Here is a 17,511-nt window from a genome sequence, read left to right as displayed (position 1 = left end):
GCAAGAAGGGCCCTGTTAGGGGCCCTTCGTTACTAATGCTTTTGTTCTTCAGTTTGCTTGCTAGCAAAAATCTTGGATTTCTTTTGGATCTTACATCCTAAAATATTTTGAGCATTTTTCCGACCTATATAGTAAGCGACTGTATAGGGGTGAGCACGCCTGAAGAACCTTGAAAATGATTTAACTACATTATTCATGATGGAACTCCTTTTAATTCTGCCCAAAATAAGCATACGTATATTTAATAATTATGTCAACACCGTCATAAAAGAAATTAAGGGGTATTTTTATTTATATTGGTGTAAATTTTTATTTACGTTAAGGTTTGGTTTTTTATTCTTTGAAGGTGATCTATATTTAACGGGTATGAAAAAGCCCCTGAACCAGAAGGTTAGAGGCCTTTTGTAATGTGGTAATGATTACTTGCAACGGCTGGATAAGTCTTTCATTAAAAGCTTAGTAGTAACTAAGTTTCTCAGATTTTCCGGAAAATATTTTATAAACCATTGCGGTGTAAGCAAGAATGCAGGGCACTACAATGACCACACCCACTAATAAAAAGCGAAGTGAATTAGCATCGCTTAGCGCATCTTGCACGGTAAGGTGCCCGGGTATTACGAATGGATAGTAACTTACCCCAAAAGCGGTGAAGCAAAGCACAAACACCGTTAGCGCAATAGCAAAAGGCATCCATTCACCTTTACCGCCCGCATCAGGCAGCTTTTTCAACAACACCCCACACAAGCTAAGTAATAGAAAGCAGGCAACAGGAATAGCCATTAGTACATAGCCAATCGAGGATGATAACCATAAGTCACGCACATCATCATGCAAGGTTAAGTTTGCGAGGCTTACCGCGACTATTCCTATTGAAAGGGCAAATAGTCCTCTGCGCGCCCAGTAATAAGCTTTGGCTTGTAATTTATTTTCGGCTTTAAGAATTAGCCAGCACGAGCCAATAAAAGCATACGCTGCAGTTACTCCAACCGCCGACAGTAAGGCAAAGCCTTGTGCCCATAAATCGGTGCGCAAACCCGTGACGTAAATACCCAACATATACCCTTGCGCCAGCGTAGTAAGTAATGAACCGTACTTAAACGTAAGATCCCACTTGCGTTTATGTACTTGAACAACTTTCGCGCGAAAGTCGAACGATACGCCTCGTAAAATAAGCCCCAGCAACATTATCGTAGCGGGTATATAAAGGCTTTGAAGCACTTCGCTGTGTGCTTCTGGGAAGGCAATGAGTAATAACCCCACTGCCAAGACCAGCCAAGTTTCGTTGGCATCCCAATAGGGCCCAATAGACGCAATCATATCGTCACGGAACTTCTCTTCACGAGGCGGTATTAATACACCTACCCCTAAGTCGTAACCATCTAATATGGCGTAGAGCAATACCGCTAGCCCAAGTAGGCCAACATAGATATTCCCTAATGCTTCAGTAGATACATTTTCGAATAACATAGCTGCTCCTTAAGTGTTGGCCGGTGACATTTTGCTGGCCTTAGCCATTTCACGTTCTTCTGTCGAAATTTCTTCAATTTCAACGGCTCGGCGGCACATCAACATCAGCGTGCCCATGTAGGCAAACAGCAAAATTGTATAAATAGTGGCGTACATGGTGAACGAGAAAGCGATATTCGCTGGAGGAAGTGTTGTTACCGCTTCTTGCGTACGTAATACACCGCTGACTAAGTAAGGCTGTCTACCGATTTCAGTGACATACCAACCCGCTAACGTCGCTATCCACCCACTAAATGCCATGCCAGCAAATACGCGTTTTAGCCAGATAGGGAGAGATTTCCCTCGAAGTAGGTAGCTACTGCCAAGCCATGATACGGCCAACATTAAAAAGCCCATACCTACCATCACTCTAAAGCCGAAAAACACAGGTGCTACAGGCGGATGCTCGCCTTTAAAGTCGTTAAGTCCTTGAATTTCACCATCCATTTTGTGAGTTAAAATGAGGCTGGCACCATAGGGAACTGGTATTTCAAAGTGGTTCTCTCTGCTTTCTTCATCAGGGATGGCAAACAACAGTAACGGAGCCCCTTCCGTGGTATCCCACAAGCCTTCCATCGCAGCAACTTTCTGAGGCTGATTCTCTAAGGTGTTCAACCCATGCATATCACCGGCAAATATTTGCAAAGGGATTAGCACCGCGGCGGTATAGGTGGCGGTTTTAAGGGCAAGCTTTGGCGCAAGTTTGTCATCGCCTTTTAGCATGCGGTAGGCCGATAGACCGGCTATTAAAAAGCTGGCCGTCAAGCCTGAGGCTAACATCATGTGTACAAAGCGATAAGGGAACGAAGGATTAAAAATAATTTCGCTCCAATTTACCGCATACACAACACCATCGATAACTTCGTGCCCTTGAGGTGTTTGCATCCAACTGTTTAACGCCAAAATCCAAAAGGCAGACATGGTAGTACCCACAGCCACAATCAGCGTTGAAAGGGTATGCAACCAATTAGGCACTCTGCGAATTCCAAATAACATAATGCCAAGGAACGTGGCTTCTAAGAAAAATGCAGTAAGAACTTCGTAACCTAGTAGTGGGCCCGCCACATTACCTACCCGCTCCATGAAGCCTGGCCAGTTAGTACCAAATTGGAAAGACATGGTTACGCCACTTACTACACCAAGTGCAAAGCTTAGTGCGAATACGCGCACCCAAAAGCGGTACATGCGCATCCATACTGGGTGGCCCGTGACATTAGAGCGAAATTTAAAGTAGAAAAGAAACCACCCCATAGCCATGGTGATGGTAGGAAACAGAATATGAAAACTGATATTTAATGCAAATTGTAAACGAGACAGCAAAAACGCATCCACAGATAGTCCCCTTAGTTAACGGAATTTTTTCCCGGAAGAAGTTTGTCTTTCAGTTCTAACATACGGCCTACACCCGAACCGAGTTTCATCAAGGTATTAAGTTTATCTGGGCCTAAGTTCTGAAGCTCTTGTGACCACGCCGTAACTGATTCTAATAGGTCGTGAATTTCATTCAGCTTATCTTGGGCATTCGCTTCAGTTTTATTGGCGGGAGTGTCTAGTAATAAATCCCGCAATAAGCTCATGGTAGGGTCTATTTCGCGCTTGCGTCGCTCTTCGAATACGCGGTTTGCAAGAGTCCAAATGTCACCGCCTGCAATAAAGAACTCTCTTCGTTCACCGGGAACAAGATGTTGCTTTACTAAGCGCCACGACTGTAACTCCTTCAACCCCATGCTGGTGTTACCGCGAGATATATTGAGTGCGTCGGCAATTTCCTGTGCTGAGATGGGCTCGTCAGCAAGTACAATAAGCGCCAAAATTTGGCCCACAGTGCGATTAAAGCCCCAACGACTGCCCATTTCGCCAAAATGCATAACCGCAGAAGTAATAAGTGGTGTCATTTTCATGTCTATACCTGCTGAACTTTCAGAAATTACTGAAAGTTTATGCCGAAGTTTGATTGAGATCAACAAGTATCAGATGAAAATTATGTTAGGAGGTGCACGAAAACACTTAAATGAGCAGTTGAATCTTATTTACGCAATATGAAGCTCATTGGGTTTTATCGGGTTAATTACTTACGGTGAAAGGTGCGACACAAGCTCACTGGCAACACTATCCTAGTAATCGTAAAATTCAGAGGGAATTAAGTCTCAACTTTACCTTTTGATATGTTGTTAAGTGTAAAAAATAGATGCTATAAACAACCTAGAATTAAATAGGAAACGCGATGTTGAGGATTATTGCTCTTAACCCGCTAAAATTAAGGATGAGTTTTGAAAATATTTTCTGCTTTATTATGCGTGTCATTATTAATGTTAAGCAGTTTATCTTTTGGTAGTAGCAAAGAAGTTAAAGCCGCTAAATTAATAAAAAATGCCAACAAAATAGAAGATGCTTTTACCTCGCGCGGTGGTATGGAAGGTTGGACACGAGTTTCATTTATTATAGATAAAGACGGAACAACAAAAGATATCGTTGTTTTTGATTATTCAGGTAAAGACAGGTATCTGAAAAAAACCACTAAATTAGTAGAAAACCTACAATATTCCTCCGCATTAATTGATGATAAACCAGTAACCAGTGCTCGAATCTTATTTGTTAAACACACATACTCAGAGGCTGGCCATAGCGAAGGTAGCGTGACCCCTGCCTTCGCAGAAGAATACCAAGCTATAATAGACGCACTTACTAGCCCTTCCCCGAATATGGCTAGCATAAAAGCATCTATAGACGAATTGGTAGAAGATCATACTAAAAATTTAAACGAACATGCTTTAGCTGCATGGTTAAAATCTATCTATTATCATAAAAATGAAGATTTTTTAGAATATATGCGCCAATCGCAAATTGCGGTAGATTTATACGAATACCTACCTATAGCAATATTGGCTAAGTCTACGGTGAATCTTTTTCAGTCACAGCTTTACTACGGTAATTTCAATGGTGCATCTGAAACCCTTGCGCGTATGGGAAGCGTTGATGGTCTCAATTTATCTCAACAAACACATCAACAATTTGCCGACGCGCTTAAGGCTTCAAAGGCGACTGAATCATCAAATGTTACTAAAGGTCAGCTCAGTAGTTTAGGCGCGTGGTCTCAATTTTATGAGTTCTCAAAATTTAAAATTGACGTGTCTGAAGGTAATGTTGATTCAGTGGAACTTAGATGTAACGACTATCAGCAAAAATATGTGGAAGGTTGGAAAGACAAAATAGATGTTCCGACGCAAACGTCTAATTGCATTTTGGTGATCCGAGGTGAAGCTGACTCAACATTTGATATTCTTGAAATTACGAGTTGAAAAATCACGCAAGTGAGCACTAAAGCGCAACTTCATTGACTACAAGGCCGCTCTTCCAAAGTGCGAGTACAAGGCGCTGTTAGAGAGAGCGGCTAAAGAGATAGGTGGAAGAGAGATACTAATGAGGCAGTTAAGTAACTACCAACGTCTAATCATGGTTTTATAAACATCCGGGTCGAGTAGACTTTCTCGCTCGCCTTTAACGCCATTAAGCATAGCCATAGCCTCAGCTTTAGTCTCTACGATAACACCATCAATAACGTAAACACTGCTATCACCAGGTAATGCTTTATCTAATGGGTAGGCAACAAGTGTATCTGTTGGTACAAGGCTTACGCTAGTTTCACCAATATAGTCGGCGACACCATCGTTATTAATATCTTTAGTAAGCCAAGGTAGTCCTAGAATTTTGTTGTAACTGCCATCCTGTTGCATAACTTGAATCGTTTGTTCAAACGCTTCAATAGTGGCCTTAGCGTTTGGCGTATTGTTGCCAAGAGCCAAGGAAAAACCTGCGTTCATCAATACTGCTGAAGACATGTGTAAAAGTTCTTCGCCGTCTTTTTCAAGCAGCAAGTTAAATTCTTCAATAAGTAAACGAGTAGTAATTAGGTAAGGGGCTCTGTCATCGGCGAGCTGCTTAAAGGCATCATACGTACTGGGGTTACGCGACCATTTCACTTCTTTTAGCATGCGGAACTTTGGTGTATTAGCAAAACGGTTTTCTATCGCTACGCGACTGTCTTTTAAATGCGGAATTAGCTTTATTTCTTCAACATCGTATTTTTTGCCGGTGGCATATAAATAGATGGGCAAGTAGGGGGCTGATAGAGTAATCGCGTCTTTTCTTTCGCCTAAATCTATATAGGCAAATTCACCATCTACCTTGCCAGAGCGCACCGCGCTGCCTAAAAAAGCTTCTCGCATAACCTGAAGCTCTAAGCTAGTTTGCATGCGAGAAAACGCGGTTTCAACAATGGACGTTAGTCTAGAAGGTTCGCCCTCATCACTGACATAAGTTTCAAAAGGTGACGCAGCAAGCGTGACACTGTTTGCCTTAATTGGCGCTATTACTGTGATAAAACTTAATAAAGCGATGACTCTCACCGACACGGGCGACATCTCCTAAACAACATTATTATTATCAATGGGCGCCACTACCTATTAGTACCTATTAGCATTGTAGTCGTTACTGGCCAAAACTGCCTGCAGCACCTGGGTATACAACTGGGCTTTCAATACCATCGTTATTTACGCTGGCTACCCCAAAAAAGTAGTTATCAATCACTACGTTTTCCAATGTGGCTTCGCTCACCTTACCAACAAACTTACTAAATTCCCATTGTGGTGCATCGGTGTGGCGCCAGTAAATCTTGTAGCCCGACAGTTGCGGGTTTTGTGCTGCATCTGCCGCTTCCCACATTAGTGTGGTGGATGGCTGAACGGCACCTTTAATCGTAACGTTAGCCGGCGGGTTGGGCGCCCAGGCCATAGCTGCCAGTGATACGGCATTTAGGCCAGTAAGCTTGGCTGCATAATCAAAATTAACGCCATCTAAAGTATCGCCATACTTAATACCGTCTTCTTCTCGAAGGTCTTGGTGCTGGCGAGTGTAGTTTTCATTGGTTTCCATGATACGAATACCGGGGAAACCTAAATCGTTGAAAGGGCGATGGTGACCACCACGACCAAAGCGGTCTAATCGATAAATCACCATGGTGTCTAAATTTTCAATGTATTGGTCGGCAATGTTATCGATGTATCTTGCTAAGTTTCTGCTTGGTGAATCTACTTCACCACCGGTGAAACGGCGGGTACGCGCTTCATCCGAAGTTTCGGTCACGCGGGTGCCTTCAGCAAATATACGCGCGGTGGTGTTATTAATTACGCCATTAACACCTTCAATATTGCCAATCATGTCGTTGTTCAATACGGCCTTTAACCGCCAACCATCTTTCTGCGCTTGCTTCGCCATAATACGGCCGCCAAACAAACCTTGTTCTTCACCAGCAAGTGCGGCGTACACAATGCTGCCGTTAAATGTATATTTCGATAATATGCGTGCGGCTTCCAGTGTGCCAGCTACCCCAGACGCATTGTCGTTTGCGCCAGGCGAGTCCGATGTAAAGTCCATCACGTCAGATACCCGAGAATCTATATCACCAGACATCATCACGTAACGACCAGGATCGGTACTGCCGCGTTGAATAGCAATAACGCTCACAACGTCGACAGGGTCAGGAATGCGTTTTTCACCGCTAATAGTTTCAGACTGAAAGTACACTTCTAAGCAACCCCCACACTCAGCTGATATTTTTTCAAACTCAGCTTTAATCCAGCGCCTTGCTGCGCCAATGCCGCGAGTATCTGACTCGGTTTCAGACAGGGTATGACGCGTACCAAAATTCACAAGTGTGGTGATATCGCTTTCAATGCGCTTAGGGGAAATATCTTCGGCTATTTTATACAAGGATTGCTGCTGTTCACTTTGCGCCTGCGCGGTTAATGCAAAGGCAAAGGATAGTGCTGGTAATGCTGAAAGTTTTACGAATGTCGGAATGCTTTTTATCATTGTTTTCTCCATCTCTTTTTTTATAACCATACTGGATACGAGAGAAAGCAACAAATGGGGTTAACGTGTGGAGAAGTTAATGGTCGATAACAGCCTAAAATAGAAAGGGCATGCTTGATAGCGTGCCCTCCTTGTATGCACCGAGTGTATCAACAGCTAGGCGCTATTTATGCTAACTATGAAGCAAGCACGTAACCGATTTAAATAAACGCGAAGGCATCGCCAAATAGGTTTTCTACTTTCAGTCCGCGTACTGAAAAGTCTTCACGCACAGTCTTGGCCATTTCAAATCGCCCAGCGACATACACTTGCATGTGTTCGAAATCCGTATGATCGGCTAATACAGCATGGTGAACCCATCCTGTTCTACCTTTCCAGTCGTCTTCGGCAAATTCAACCACAGGAACAAACGTAAAATGCTCGTGCTCTGCGGCTAGTGCATTTAGCGCTTCTGATAAATATAAATCACCGGCATGACGGCCACCCCAATAAAGCGTAATAGGTGTTTTATCGCCACTGTTCAGGTGCTGCTGTAATATAGAGTAGGTGTAAGAAAAGCCTGTGCCGCCAGCGATTAATACCATAGGCAAGCCATTTGATTGCAAAAAGGCTTCACCGTTGTTCACGCTAAGGCTAATTTCGCCTTCTTCTTTCATACGACTCAATACTTCACCGGCAAAGGTGTTGCCAGGCTCTGCACCAATGTGAAGTTCAATGCGTGAACTATCAAAAGCGGCATTGGCGATAGAAAAGGGGCGCTTGTCTTTTTCGCCCATATCAATAAGCGCATACTGACCTGCTTGGAAGGTAACTGGCGCGGGAGGCGTTAATTCAATTTTGTATACTACGTCGGTTAACGGCGTGATGCTGGCAACCTTACATTTAATCTGTGACATGTAATCTCTTCTTACGTTTGCTGTTAGCGTTTCGCCGTTGGTAAATCCATGATACCAAGTTCATCCCAGATATCATCCACCCGTTTTTTCACGTATTCGTCCATGACAATCGGCTCGCCCCATTCACGGTCGGTTTCGCCGGGCATTTTATTGGTGGCATCCATCCCCATCTTCGACCCAAGGCCAGATACTGGCGAAGCAAAATCTAAATAGTCGATAGGGGTATTTTCAATCATAACCGTATCGCGGGCTGGATCCATACGTGTGGTAATAGCCCAAATCACGTCGTTCCAGTCGCGGGCGTTTACGTCGTCATCGCACACTATCACAAACTTGGTGTACATGAACTGTCGTAAAAACGACCACACACCCATCATTACGCGCTTGGCATGACCTGGATATTGCTTTTTCATTGTAACCACAGCCATGCGGTAAGAACACCCTTCTGGCGGTAGGTAAAAGTCTACAATTTCTGGAAACTGTTTTTGTAAAATAGGCACAAAAACTTCGTTTAATGCTACCCCTAAAATAGCCGGTTCGTCAGGCGGGCGACCAGTATAAGTAGAATGGTAAATGGGGTCTTTACGGTGAGTAATATGGGTTACCGTGAACACGGGGAAGTCATCTACTTCGTTGTAATAGCCAGTATGATCGCCGTATGGCCCTTCAGGCGCCACTTCGTCTTGTGCAATATAGCCTTCCAGTACAATTTCAGCACTCGCGGGCACTTGTAGGTCGTTGCTTATCGATTTAACCACTTCGGTTTTATCGCCTCGTAGCAAGCCAGCAAAGGCATATTCAGAAAGGGTGTCAGGCACAGGCGTAACGGCACCTAAAATGGTTGCCGGGTCGGCGCCTAATGCAACGCTGACTGGATACGGTTTACCTGGGTGAGTTTGGCACCACTCACGAAAATCGAGAGCTCCACCACGGTGAGATAACCAGCGCATAATAAGCTTGTTCTTACCGATAACCTGTTGGCGATAAATGCCTAGGTTCTGGCGGTTTTTATGCGGCCCCTTAGTAACGCTTAATCCCCACGTAATAAGTGGCGCGGCATCACCTGGCCAACAACGCTGAATAGGCAGTTTACCTAAATCGACATCATCACCGGTTAGCACGACTTCTTGGCAAGGTGCTTTTTTAACCACCTTGGCAGGCATATTGAGTACCTGTTTAAAAACAGGCAATTTTTGCCATAAATCTTTTAGCCCTTTTGGTGGCTCTGGCTCTTTTAAATAGGCCAGCAATTCCCCCACTTCACGAAGTGCAGCAACCGACTCTTGCCCCATTCCCATTGCCACACGTTCTGGTGTGCCAAATAAGTTGGCCAATACAGGCATGCTATGGTTTTTAGGGTTTTCAAATAATAGCGCAGGGCCACCGGCACGAAGTGTACGGTCGGCTATTTCTGTCATTTCTAAATCGGTATCGATTGGCTGGCTTATGCGAACCAATTCACCTTTGGCTTCCAACTGGTGAATAAAGTCACGTAAATCTTTGTACTTCATTTGAACAGGGGGTATCCGCAGACTAAAGTTAGGAACAAGAATATACTATTTCGACACAAAGTCCGATCAGTTCAGTGGGCTAAAAGGGTGGCTTATCAGGTTTTAGCGGCGTATGTTGATAAAATAATCTGGACACCCTACGTAAATGGTAGTCTGATAGCGTTAGTGCGGTTGAACTTCAAGTAGTTGAACTGTCTATACAAAAGAGTGAAAAACAATAATATCCTTTTTTGCCTAAGGTGAGTGTATGACAATATTTGATCAGGACATGCTCGACGAACTTAACTTATTAGTTAAGTTTCCAACGGACAGTTTGTTACAAGGCCTAAAGATACATCACGATGCTAGCCAATCTATGGTGAACGCCGCATCAAGACTTTATACAAAGGGCCTGATTACTCAGCCCGATGGAGGTTACCTTACCGATTTAGGAATAGATTTAGCCGATCATTCCCGCCACCTACAATCAGCCTTGTGTAACCGCAAAAGTAGCCATTAATTTGGATAGATTCATACTTTAGAAAAGTTGGCGAGGCCTAAAATTCAGGCCTCGTTAAATACCCGTTAAGTTATTAGTTGTCTGGTCGATAAGTAGTCATAGCCATAAAGCTTGAAGTGTCATCGCTATTTTAAGCGCATTATTTAAATAGCCTTTTATTAGCGGCTTTGTACAAGCAGCTTTATATAAAAGCTATGACTTCAACAAATGAATTTTAAAAGACATCATTGATATGAAACTGCAATCACTGCCCACAATCTGCTTTTTACTTTCTTCGCTTTGTAGCGCAGCTGTTTTTGCTGAAGGTGAAACCATTGAAGAAATTCGTGCGGTGCAGTTGTACGATCAAGATGCGCTTATCGATATGATTAATGCCAATACCCATTTGGACAAAGTAGTCGCTGATAGATGTCAGCTTGTACAGGACATTGAAGCCCGTGCCGATATACTTAAAGTGCCTGCCTACCAGTTTTTATGGGGTGATATGTTAGCCTGGGGCGTATGCGTAGATGCTGAGCCAGCAAGGGGGATGACTCATATTGAAGATGCTGCAAACCAAGGTTTTCCAGCCGCGTTAGAACAACTAGGCCGTTATTATGCTAACGGGACATTGGTACAACAAAATAAAGAAAGAGCCGTGGTGTATTTACGAGAAGCCGCAGCCTTACAAAACCTTAAAGCACAATTGCAGTTAGTTGAATTGTTTTTAGACGGCTATGGTAGCCCCTACGATTACCAAGATGCTTATCATTGGTTACACAACTCAGTCACTAACGACAAAGCGCAACACCAAAAGATAGCGAGTAGCTTATCGAAACTTGAAAAGCTGATGCACCCAAAAGCTGTACGCGCTGCTAAGCGACCTATAGACAGTTGATACCGCCTCGTTTACTGCTTTTCTTGCTTCTTTTCCCTTTTCTATACCTTTCTTTTTACCTTTAGCTCCTCGTCCTTTTTGTTTACTTCATTCCCAATACAGTAGTCATGTATTCGTATACATACATGATATTTCTTTGGTTTATGTAACACCTTGTCATAAAACTGCCTTGTATCTGTCACCCCCGCTTCATCGTTTCGTCTTATTGCAGGATTAGATTCATCTGCTTTGCAGTGATCTGACCACTACTGCAATAACACATGAAAAACACACAACTAAGCACACAACACACTAACGAAACGGAAATTTAAGGGACAGACACATGTTTTCAAAAACCCTATTAGCCAGCGCTATTTTTAGTGCATTGGCCGCTCCAACGTTTGCTAACACAGACTCACCTGCAGATGAAAAAGATTACATTGAAGAAATCACAGTGACTGCGCAAATGCGTGAGCAATCCATAATGGATGTTCCTGTCACTATGGATGTTATCTCCGGCGATTTTCTAGAGCGCACTAATATTATGGAGCTTGATGAGTTGTCTCGCGTTTTGCCAAACGTTCAAATTCAAGAACAAGCGGTAAGCCTGCCTTCGTTTAATATTCGTGGCGTGACAGACGACGGTTCTTCCGTTTCGGCTACCCCGCGTATTTCTGTGTATCAAGATGGCTTCGATATTAGTAAGAAAACCGTATCAAGTGTGGCGCTTTACGATATAGCTCGCGTTGAAGTATTAAAAGGCCCGCAGCCCACACTATTTGGTGTTGCCGCGGCAAATGGCGCTATCAGTATCCACTCTCAGTTGCCTACCAATGAAAAAGAGGCAAGGGTTCAGTTAGGTTACGACACTGAGTCGGGCAAAGAAGCTGAGTTCATGTTCAACTCACCTATTAATGACAATCATAGCGTGCGTATTGCCGGCTTATATCGTCAGATGGACGGTATTGTAGAAAACAACGCCTGTTCAGAAGACAGCTACTATGGCAACGCCGACATGATTGATCATTTAGGTAACGCAGTGCCCTGTAATAGCGAAGACTTACAAGGTATTTCAGTGCAAGCCCTGCGTGGTACATGGAAAGCCAGCTACGACAACTTCGAAGTAGTAGCCCGCGCTTCGATGGAATACAACGACCAACCAGGTATCGCCTTTAAATCGGGCTCGATTGCCCCTAATGGCGGCGACACTAGCCCGTTTACGGCTGCTGAGTTCAGTATGGGTAGCGAGCTGGGAATTGAACGTACATTGCAAGCCTACGATATTTCTTTAGATTACGATATCAGCAACAGCCTAATGTTCCACGGTGATGCTTATTATAAAGACGTTGAAGTAAGTGAAGGGTTTGACGCCGATGGTACTGCCCTTAGAATTCAAGATGCGTACTTCGATAACGATGCGACCTTAAGCGGTGGCTCGATGCGCCTGGTTTATGATTCAGGTGAAAAGCTGGTTGCCTTTGTAGGTGCCTCAGTTAGCCAAGATGATTCCATATTACCGTATTACGTAATGGTAGACCCGTTTATACGTGGTACGTTCGATGCGGTAAAAGAGCAATTAGAAGCCTCTTCCAATATTCCCTTAAATCAAAATATTGCTACCGATGCCTCTTTAGAAGAAATTGAAGCACTGCGGGCTATGTTAGTGTCTTCATTGTTCAACGCCGACGGCACACCCATTTCTAATGCGGACTTTCCTTCGTCGTTAATTCAAGGGCCGTATATTTTTGAAGCTGAATTAGACATTACTTCTTACGTGGCAGAAGTTTCTTACTTTGTGACTGACAAAGTGAATGTGACCGCCGGTGTGCGCTACATTGATGAAACTCGCTATACCAAAAATACCTACACTTTAGATTCAGGTACCTTTGAATTTGAAGCAGAGGGTGACTTTGACGATACGCTACCTCGTTTTGCCGTTAGCTACGACATGAACGATAGTTGGAATTTTTACGCCAACTACGCGCGGGGGCGTCGCTCACCTGTGGTTAATGCTGATTTCTCTGGTGTATCCACCACCAAAGCGGAAATTGTCGATAGCTACGATTTAGGCGTTAAATATCAAAGCAACAACTTCACCTTCTCGGGTGCGGTATTTACTTATGAATATAGCGATTACCAACAGTCTTATACTGACCCTGAAACACTGCAATCTATTACCGTAACGGTTGGCGATTCAACCATGTCGGGTATTGAAGGCATGGGTACTTATCACTACAGCGATACCTTATCAATTACCGGTAGTATTGGTTTCTTAGACGCAGAATTTGCTGAGGAAACAGCCGATGGAAGCCCATTTCAATATGCTGGCAATAAATTCCGCTTAGCCCCAGAAGTGAGCGGTGCGATAAACATCAACAAGGAGTTTGAAGTTCAGAATTGGTTAGTAAATGTAAACTGGCTAACTAGCTTCCAGTCTGAAGTATTCTTTGAAAGCAGTAATTACCCTGGTTTATCGCAAGATACTCATTCATTAACAGATATCTCTGTACAGTTCTCGCAAGAAGCGAGTAGTTTTGCGTATGAAGTGTATTTAGAAAATGCTTTTGATAAAGAATATGTGATTGATGCAGGTAATACTGGTGGTGGTTTAGGTATTCCTACCTATGTTCGCGGTATGCCACGCATTGCAGGCGTTAGATTCTATTATAGCTACTAATATTAGTAGCTTTTAGTGTGAAAAAATCCCGTTTCGCTTTTGGGCGATAACGGGATTTTTTGTTATTACTGAACTTAATTTAATAAAAGAACGTCTGTCCATAAAGCATGTCCGTAAAAGATATTTTTTTGGTGATTAAGAACTAAAGATATATCGAAAGTGTATGACAGTGGCATGGCAGTTTTATAACGTAATGTTTTGTGTAGATTGCTGTTATACTGTGCGTAAATCGAACGCTTTAAAATTGCCATGCGTAGAACATGGGCAACAGCGTTTGAAAAATGAATAAACTAACGAGGCGACAGAACAACTCTATGAGTGATGATCCGCATTATCAGCGCGAGAAAGAAAAGTACGAAAACCCGGTAGCAAGCCGGGAGTTTTTGATGAGTCTATTGAAAGAAGAAGACAAGCCACTGTCTTTTCTTGAAATATGTACGGCAGTAAATGCACAAGAAGAAGATGCCCGCATAGGCATTCAGCGCCGCCTTCGCGCCATGGAGCGAGAAGGGCAAGTGCAGTTCACCCGTCAAAAGAAGTACATTCTTCAAGATCAAGATGAGTTGTTCCGCGGTAAAGTCATTGGCCACCGAGATGGCTTCGGTTTTTTACGCCCCGAAGATAAAAGCGGTGACCTTTTCATTAGCGCAGGCCAAATGAAGCTGTTTTTGCATGACGATATTGTAGAAGCGCGAGTAAGCGGTACCGACCGCCGTGGTCGGAAAGAAGCCTTTATTACGCAGGTGGTAGAACCTCGTTCAGAGCCAATTGTTGGGCGCTACTTTGTAGAGCAAGGATTTGGCATGGTTGTGCCAGACGATAGCCGCCTACAGTATGAAATTGTTATTCCGCCTGAACACGTGCACGGCGCCCGCATGGGGCAAATAGTAGTGGTTGAGCTTACGCAGCGCCCACGCCGTAAAATGAGCCCAGTGGGTAAAATTGTCGAAGTACTAGGTGAACATATGGCACCTGGTATGGAAATAGAAATGGCGCTTCGCACCTTTGATATTCCACATCAGTGGCCTAAAGGCGTTACTAAGCAAGTTAAAAGCCTTACCGAACAAGTACCTGATGAAGCAAAAGAAGGGCGAATCGATTTACGTCAGCTTCCTCTTGTTACCATTGATGGTGAAGATGCGCGGGATTTTGATGATGCCGTATATTGTGAACCGCTAGACGATGGCGGCTGGCAGCTTTGGGTAGCCATTGCCGATGTCAGTTACTACGTACGAAATGGCACAGCACTAGATGATGAAGCTCAGCAGCGAGGCAACTCGGTGTATTTCCCCGAGCAAGTTATTCCTATGCTACCTGAAGTGCTTTCTAACGGTTTGTGTTCATTGAACCCAGAAGTTGACCGCCTGTGTATGGTGTGCGAGATGACTATTACCGCGCAAGGTAAGTTAGATTCTTACCAATTCTATGAAGCCGTAATGAATTCACACGCTCGCCTAACGTACACCAAGGTATGGCAAATTTTGCAAGGCGACAAAGACTTGCATCAGCGTTATGAAGCACAAGTGCCGCATTTGCGTCATCTTCACGATTTGTATCGTTCGTTGAAAAAAGCCCGTCAGCACCGTGGTGCTATTGAGTTTGAAACCCAAGAAAGTAAGTTTGTATTTAACGCACAGCGTAAAATTGAAAACATCGTGCCACTTATTCGTAACGATGCCCACAAGCTTATTGAAGAGTGCATGATTTTAGCGAACGTGAGTGCTGCACTTACATTGTCGGAAAATGAAGCTCCTACGCTTTATCGAGTACACGATAAACCCGATGCCGATAGGCTGACGGCTTTCACCAGCTACTTAGCTGAAATAGGTGTGCCGCACAAGATTACCGATGAAGCCTTACCGGCAGATTTCACCGACGTAGTATTAAAAACCCGTGGTCGCCCTGACGAAGAGCTGATTCAAACCATGTTGCTTCGCTCAATGAAGCAGGCTATTTATGATGGTGACAACCTAGGCCACTTCGGCTTAGCGCTTGAGGCTTATGCGCACTTTACGTCGCCTATTCGTCGTTACCCTGATTTGGTAGTTCACCGCGCCCTAAAAGGGATTATTGCCAAGCAAAAGGGCAAAAATACGGTTTCAGGTGCAAAGAACTACACGGTTGAAGAAATTGAACAGCTAGGCGAACAATGCTCGATGACCGAACGTCGTGCCGACGATGCTACCCGTGATGTTGCTGACTGGCTTAAGTGTGAATTCATGCTTGACCACGTAGGTGACACTTTTGAAGGCGTAGTAAGTTCAGTGACAAACTTTGGTTTGTTTGTTCGCTTAACCGAATATCACATTGACGGCCTAGTGCACATTACGTCGCTCGATGACGATTTCTATCACTACGACCAAGTTAAACAAATACTGGCGGGTGAGTCGGGACATCGTCAATTCAGACTAGGCGATACTGTAGAAGTAAAAGTAGCTGCGGTTAACCTAGATGAAAGAAAGATTGATTTATTGCTGGATAAGTCTATGCTGCGCGGCCCCGGCGGCAAGAAGGTTAAAGTAGCCAGTGCGAAAAAGCCGCCTAGAAATGCCAAGCGAGGCCCTAAAAAAGCTGCGCCTAAAGGCAAGGGGGCACCATCGCGTTCGAAGAAAGGGGGTAAGCGTTAATGGCACAGCAAGAATGGTTATATGGTTTACATGCAATGCAGTCGGTTCTAGAACAAGAACCAGAGCGTGTAATGGAAGTGATGGTATTAAAAGGCCGTAACGACGAGCGTTTGACCAGTATCGTTAATCAAGCGCGTCGATTCGGTATATCAGTACAGTTTTGTCAGCGTAAAGCATTAGACGATAAAGTTAACGGCGAACAGCACCAAGGCGTAGTAGCCAGAGCGAAACCAGCCCGTGTAATGGATGAAGCTGACCTAGATAGAATTCTAGATAAAGAAAGTAAACCTTTATTACTTGTGCTCGACGGTATAACCGACCCGCATAACCTAGGTGCATGTTTGCGAACTGCTGATGGTGCTGGTGTACATGCGGTGGTAGTACCAAAAGATAAATCGGCAAGCCTTAACGGCACCGTGCGCAAAGTCGCGTGCGGCGCCGCGGAAGTTATTCCACTTATTCAAGTGACTAACTTGGCGCGTACCTTAAAGCACCTACAAGACAAAGGTTTATGGATTGTGGGTACGGCGGGTGAAACCGACAAAACCCTTTACGATATAAAACTAGATGGCCCAACTGCATTAGTAATGGGCGCTGAAGGTAAAGGCATGCGCAGGTTAACTAAAGAAACCTGTGATGAACTAGTGAAGTTACCTATGGCAGGAAGCGTAAGTAGCCTGAATGTATCGGTAGCCACTGGTGTTTGCTTGTACGAGATAGTACGACAACGTGGCTAACGAGCCTTGATTTAGTTGGTATACAACTCGTCGCTATACAAGTATTAGCTACAGACTTATTCGCAAAACACTGAAGCCGTTAACGTATTCGTTAGCGGCTTTTTTTGTTGCTGAAATACATTTATATACTTGTAAAATTAATCGCTCAATTTTTAAGGTTGGGTAATGGGTGAATTAACATTTGCTTACAAGTTAATGCTTTACACTCAAACTCCGCGCCCCGCCTAAATTTGCCAAAATTCCAGTGCTATTAAAGCACAACCTAGATCTACAAATTACGTATATGTTTTCAACGTAAGGAGCATATCGCAATACTTAACCCATTGATTCA

14 protein-coding genes are annotated in these 17,511 nt (G+C 43.9%); 6 read left to right on the top strand and 8 right to left on the bottom strand.

All coding sequences use genetic code 11. The features are described 5' to 3' along the window. Positions 1–32: 32 nt before the first annotated feature. The 4 genes from Q4561_RS12850 to Q4561_RS12835 all read right to left on the bottom strand — a co-directional run bounded on the left by Q4561_RS12850 (position 33) and on the right by Q4561_RS12835 (position 3,407). Positions 33–197: a hypothetical protein gene (locus Q4561_RS12850; protein ID WP_303460965.1), complete on the bottom strand. Its 165-nt coding sequence runs from the start codon at positions 195–197 to the stop codon at positions 33–35. A gap of 259 nt (positions 198–456) precedes the next feature. Then, on the bottom strand, positions 457–1,467 hold the full coding sequence (locus Q4561_RS12845; protein WP_303460964.1) for a cytochrome d ubiquinol oxidase subunit II: 1,011 nt from the start codon (positions 1,465–1,467) through the stop codon (positions 457–459). A gap of 9 nt (positions 1,468–1,476) precedes the next feature. Beyond that, complete coding sequence (locus Q4561_RS12840) at positions 1,477–2,838, bottom strand: cytochrome ubiquinol oxidase subunit I (protein WP_303460962.1); 1,362 nt, start codon at positions 2,836–2,838, stop codon at positions 1,477–1,479. 11 nt (positions 2,839–2,849) lie between these two features. Next, positions 2,850–3,407: a GbsR/MarR family transcriptional regulator gene (locus Q4561_RS12835; protein WP_303460961.1), complete on the bottom strand. Its 558-nt coding sequence runs from the start codon at positions 3,405–3,407 to the stop codon at positions 2,850–2,852. A gap of 369 nt (positions 3,408–3,776) precedes the next feature. Here Q4561_RS12835 and Q4561_RS12830 point away from each other — a divergent pair, with 369 nt between their 5' ends. Beyond that, complete coding sequence (locus Q4561_RS12830) at positions 3,777–4,805, top strand: energy transducer TonB (protein ID WP_303460959.1); 1,029 nt, start codon at positions 3,777–3,779, stop codon at positions 4,803–4,805. A 138-nt stretch (positions 4,806–4,943) separates the two neighbouring features. On the opposite strand, the gene Q4561_RS12825 is transcribed toward Q4561_RS12830, so the two are convergent. From Q4561_RS12825 to ubiD, 4 genes are all read right to left on the bottom strand, one after another. Then, on the bottom strand, positions 4,944–5,927 hold the full coding sequence (locus Q4561_RS12825; protein WP_303460957.1) for an ABC transporter substrate-binding protein: 984 nt from the start codon (positions 5,925–5,927) through the stop codon (positions 4,944–4,946). A gap of 67 nt (positions 5,928–5,994) precedes the next feature. Next, a complete protein-coding gene (locus Q4561_RS12820) occupies positions 5,995–7,377 on the bottom strand; it encodes a M28 family metallopeptidase (protein ID WP_303460956.1) in 1,383 nt (460 codons plus the stop codon). Between the two features lie 200 nt (positions 7,378–7,577). Further along, entirely contained in the window at positions 7,578–8,273 is a 696-nt protein-coding gene (gene fre, locus Q4561_RS12815) for an NAD(P)H-flavin reductase (RefSeq protein WP_303460955.1), read from the bottom strand. A 23-nt stretch (positions 8,274–8,296) separates the two neighbouring features. Further along, positions 8,297–9,784 (bottom strand): 4-hydroxy-3-polyprenylbenzoate decarboxylase, encoded by a 1,488-nt coding sequence (gene ubiD, locus Q4561_RS12810; protein WP_303460954.1) that lies wholly within the window; start codon positions 9,782–9,784, stop codon positions 8,297–8,299. 247 nt (positions 9,785–10,031) lie between these two features. Here ubiD and Q4561_RS12805 point away from each other — a divergent pair, with 247 nt between their 5' ends. The 5 genes from Q4561_RS12805 (at position 10,032) to rlmB (ending at position 17,180) form a co-directional block, all read left to right on the top strand. Further along, a complete protein-coding gene (locus Q4561_RS12805) occupies positions 10,032–10,283 on the top strand; it encodes a TIGR02647 family protein (RefSeq protein WP_126871752.1) in 252 nt (83 codons plus the stop codon). A gap of 232 nt (positions 10,284–10,515) precedes the next feature. After that, positions 10,516–11,160, top strand: a complete 645-nt coding sequence (locus Q4561_RS12800; RefSeq protein ID WP_303460952.1) for a tetratricopeptide repeat protein — start codon at positions 10,516–10,518, stop codon at positions 11,158–11,160. A 322-nt stretch (positions 11,161–11,482) separates the two neighbouring features. Continuing rightward, on the top strand, positions 11,483–13,816 hold the full coding sequence (locus tag Q4561_RS12795) for a TonB-dependent receptor (protein WP_303460950.1): 2,334 nt from the start codon (positions 11,483–11,485) through the stop codon (positions 13,814–13,816). Between the two features lie 314 nt (positions 13,817–14,130). Continuing rightward, positions 14,131–16,443, top strand: coding sequence for a ribonuclease R (rnr, locus tag Q4561_RS12790; protein ID WP_303460949.1), 2,313 nt, complete (start codon positions 14,131–14,133; stop codon positions 16,441–16,443). Next, on the top strand, positions 16,443–17,180 hold the full coding sequence (rlmB, locus tag Q4561_RS12785) for a 23S rRNA (guanosine(2251)-2'-O)-methyltransferase RlmB (RefSeq protein WP_303460948.1): 738 nt from the start codon (positions 16,443–16,445) through the stop codon (positions 17,178–17,180). The genes rnr and rlmB overlap by 1 nt, the downstream gene beginning before the upstream one ends. Positions 17,181–17,511: the final 331 nt, after the last annotated feature.

Source organism: Alteromonas sp. 1_MG-2023, from assembly GCF_030547075.1.
GTDB lineage: Bacteria > Pseudomonadota > Gammaproteobacteria > Enterobacterales > Alteromonadaceae > Alteromonas.
This window is presented reverse-complemented; position numbering and strand designations above follow the sequence as displayed.

What these genes read in the sequence shown, in the direction of transcription:
- Q4561_RS12850 (WP_303460965.1), bottom strand. Translation starts at nt 197, where the DNA reads ATGAATAATGTAGTTAAATCATTTTCAAGGTTCTTCAGGCGTGCTCAC.
- Q4561_RS12845 (WP_303460964.1), bottom strand. Translation starts at nt 1,467, where the DNA reads ATGTTATTCGAAAATGTATCTACTGAAGCATTAGGGAATATCTATGTT.
- Q4561_RS12835 (WP_303460961.1), bottom strand. Translation starts at nt 3,407, where the DNA reads ATGAAAATGACACCACTTATTACTTCTGCGGTTATGCATTTTGGCGAA.
- Q4561_RS12825 (WP_303460957.1), bottom strand. Translation starts at nt 5,927, where the DNA reads ATGTCGCCCGTGTCGGTGAGAGTCATCGCTTTATTAAGTTTTATCACA.
- Q4561_RS12820 (WP_303460956.1), bottom strand. Translation starts at nt 7,377, where the DNA reads ATGATAAAAAGCATTCCGACATTCGTAAAACTTTCAGCATTACCAGCA.
- fre (WP_303460955.1), bottom strand. Translation starts at nt 8,273, where the DNA reads ATGTCACAGATTAAATGTAAGGTTGCCAGCATCACGCCGTTAACCGAC.
- ubiD (WP_303460954.1), bottom strand. Translation starts at nt 9,784, where the DNA reads ATGAAGTACAAAGATTTACGTGACTTTATTCACCAGTTGGAAGCCAAA.
- Q4561_RS12805 (WP_126871752.1), top strand. Translation starts at nt 10,032, where the DNA reads ATGACAATATTTGATCAGGACATGCTCGACGAACTTAACTTATTAGTT.
- Q4561_RS12800 (WP_303460952.1), top strand. Translation starts at nt 10,516, where the DNA reads ATGAAACTGCAATCACTGCCCACAATCTGCTTTTTACTTTCTTCGCTT.
- Q4561_RS12795 (WP_303460950.1), top strand. Translation starts at nt 11,483, where the DNA reads ATGTTTTCAAAAACCCTATTAGCCAGCGCTATTTTTAGTGCATTGGCC.
- rnr (WP_303460949.1), top strand. Translation starts at nt 14,131, where the DNA reads ATGAGTGATGATCCGCATTATCAGCGCGAGAAAGAAAAGTACGAAAAC.
- rlmB (WP_303460948.1), top strand. Translation starts at nt 16,443, where the DNA reads ATGGCACAGCAAGAATGGTTATATGGTTTACATGCAATGCAGTCGGTT.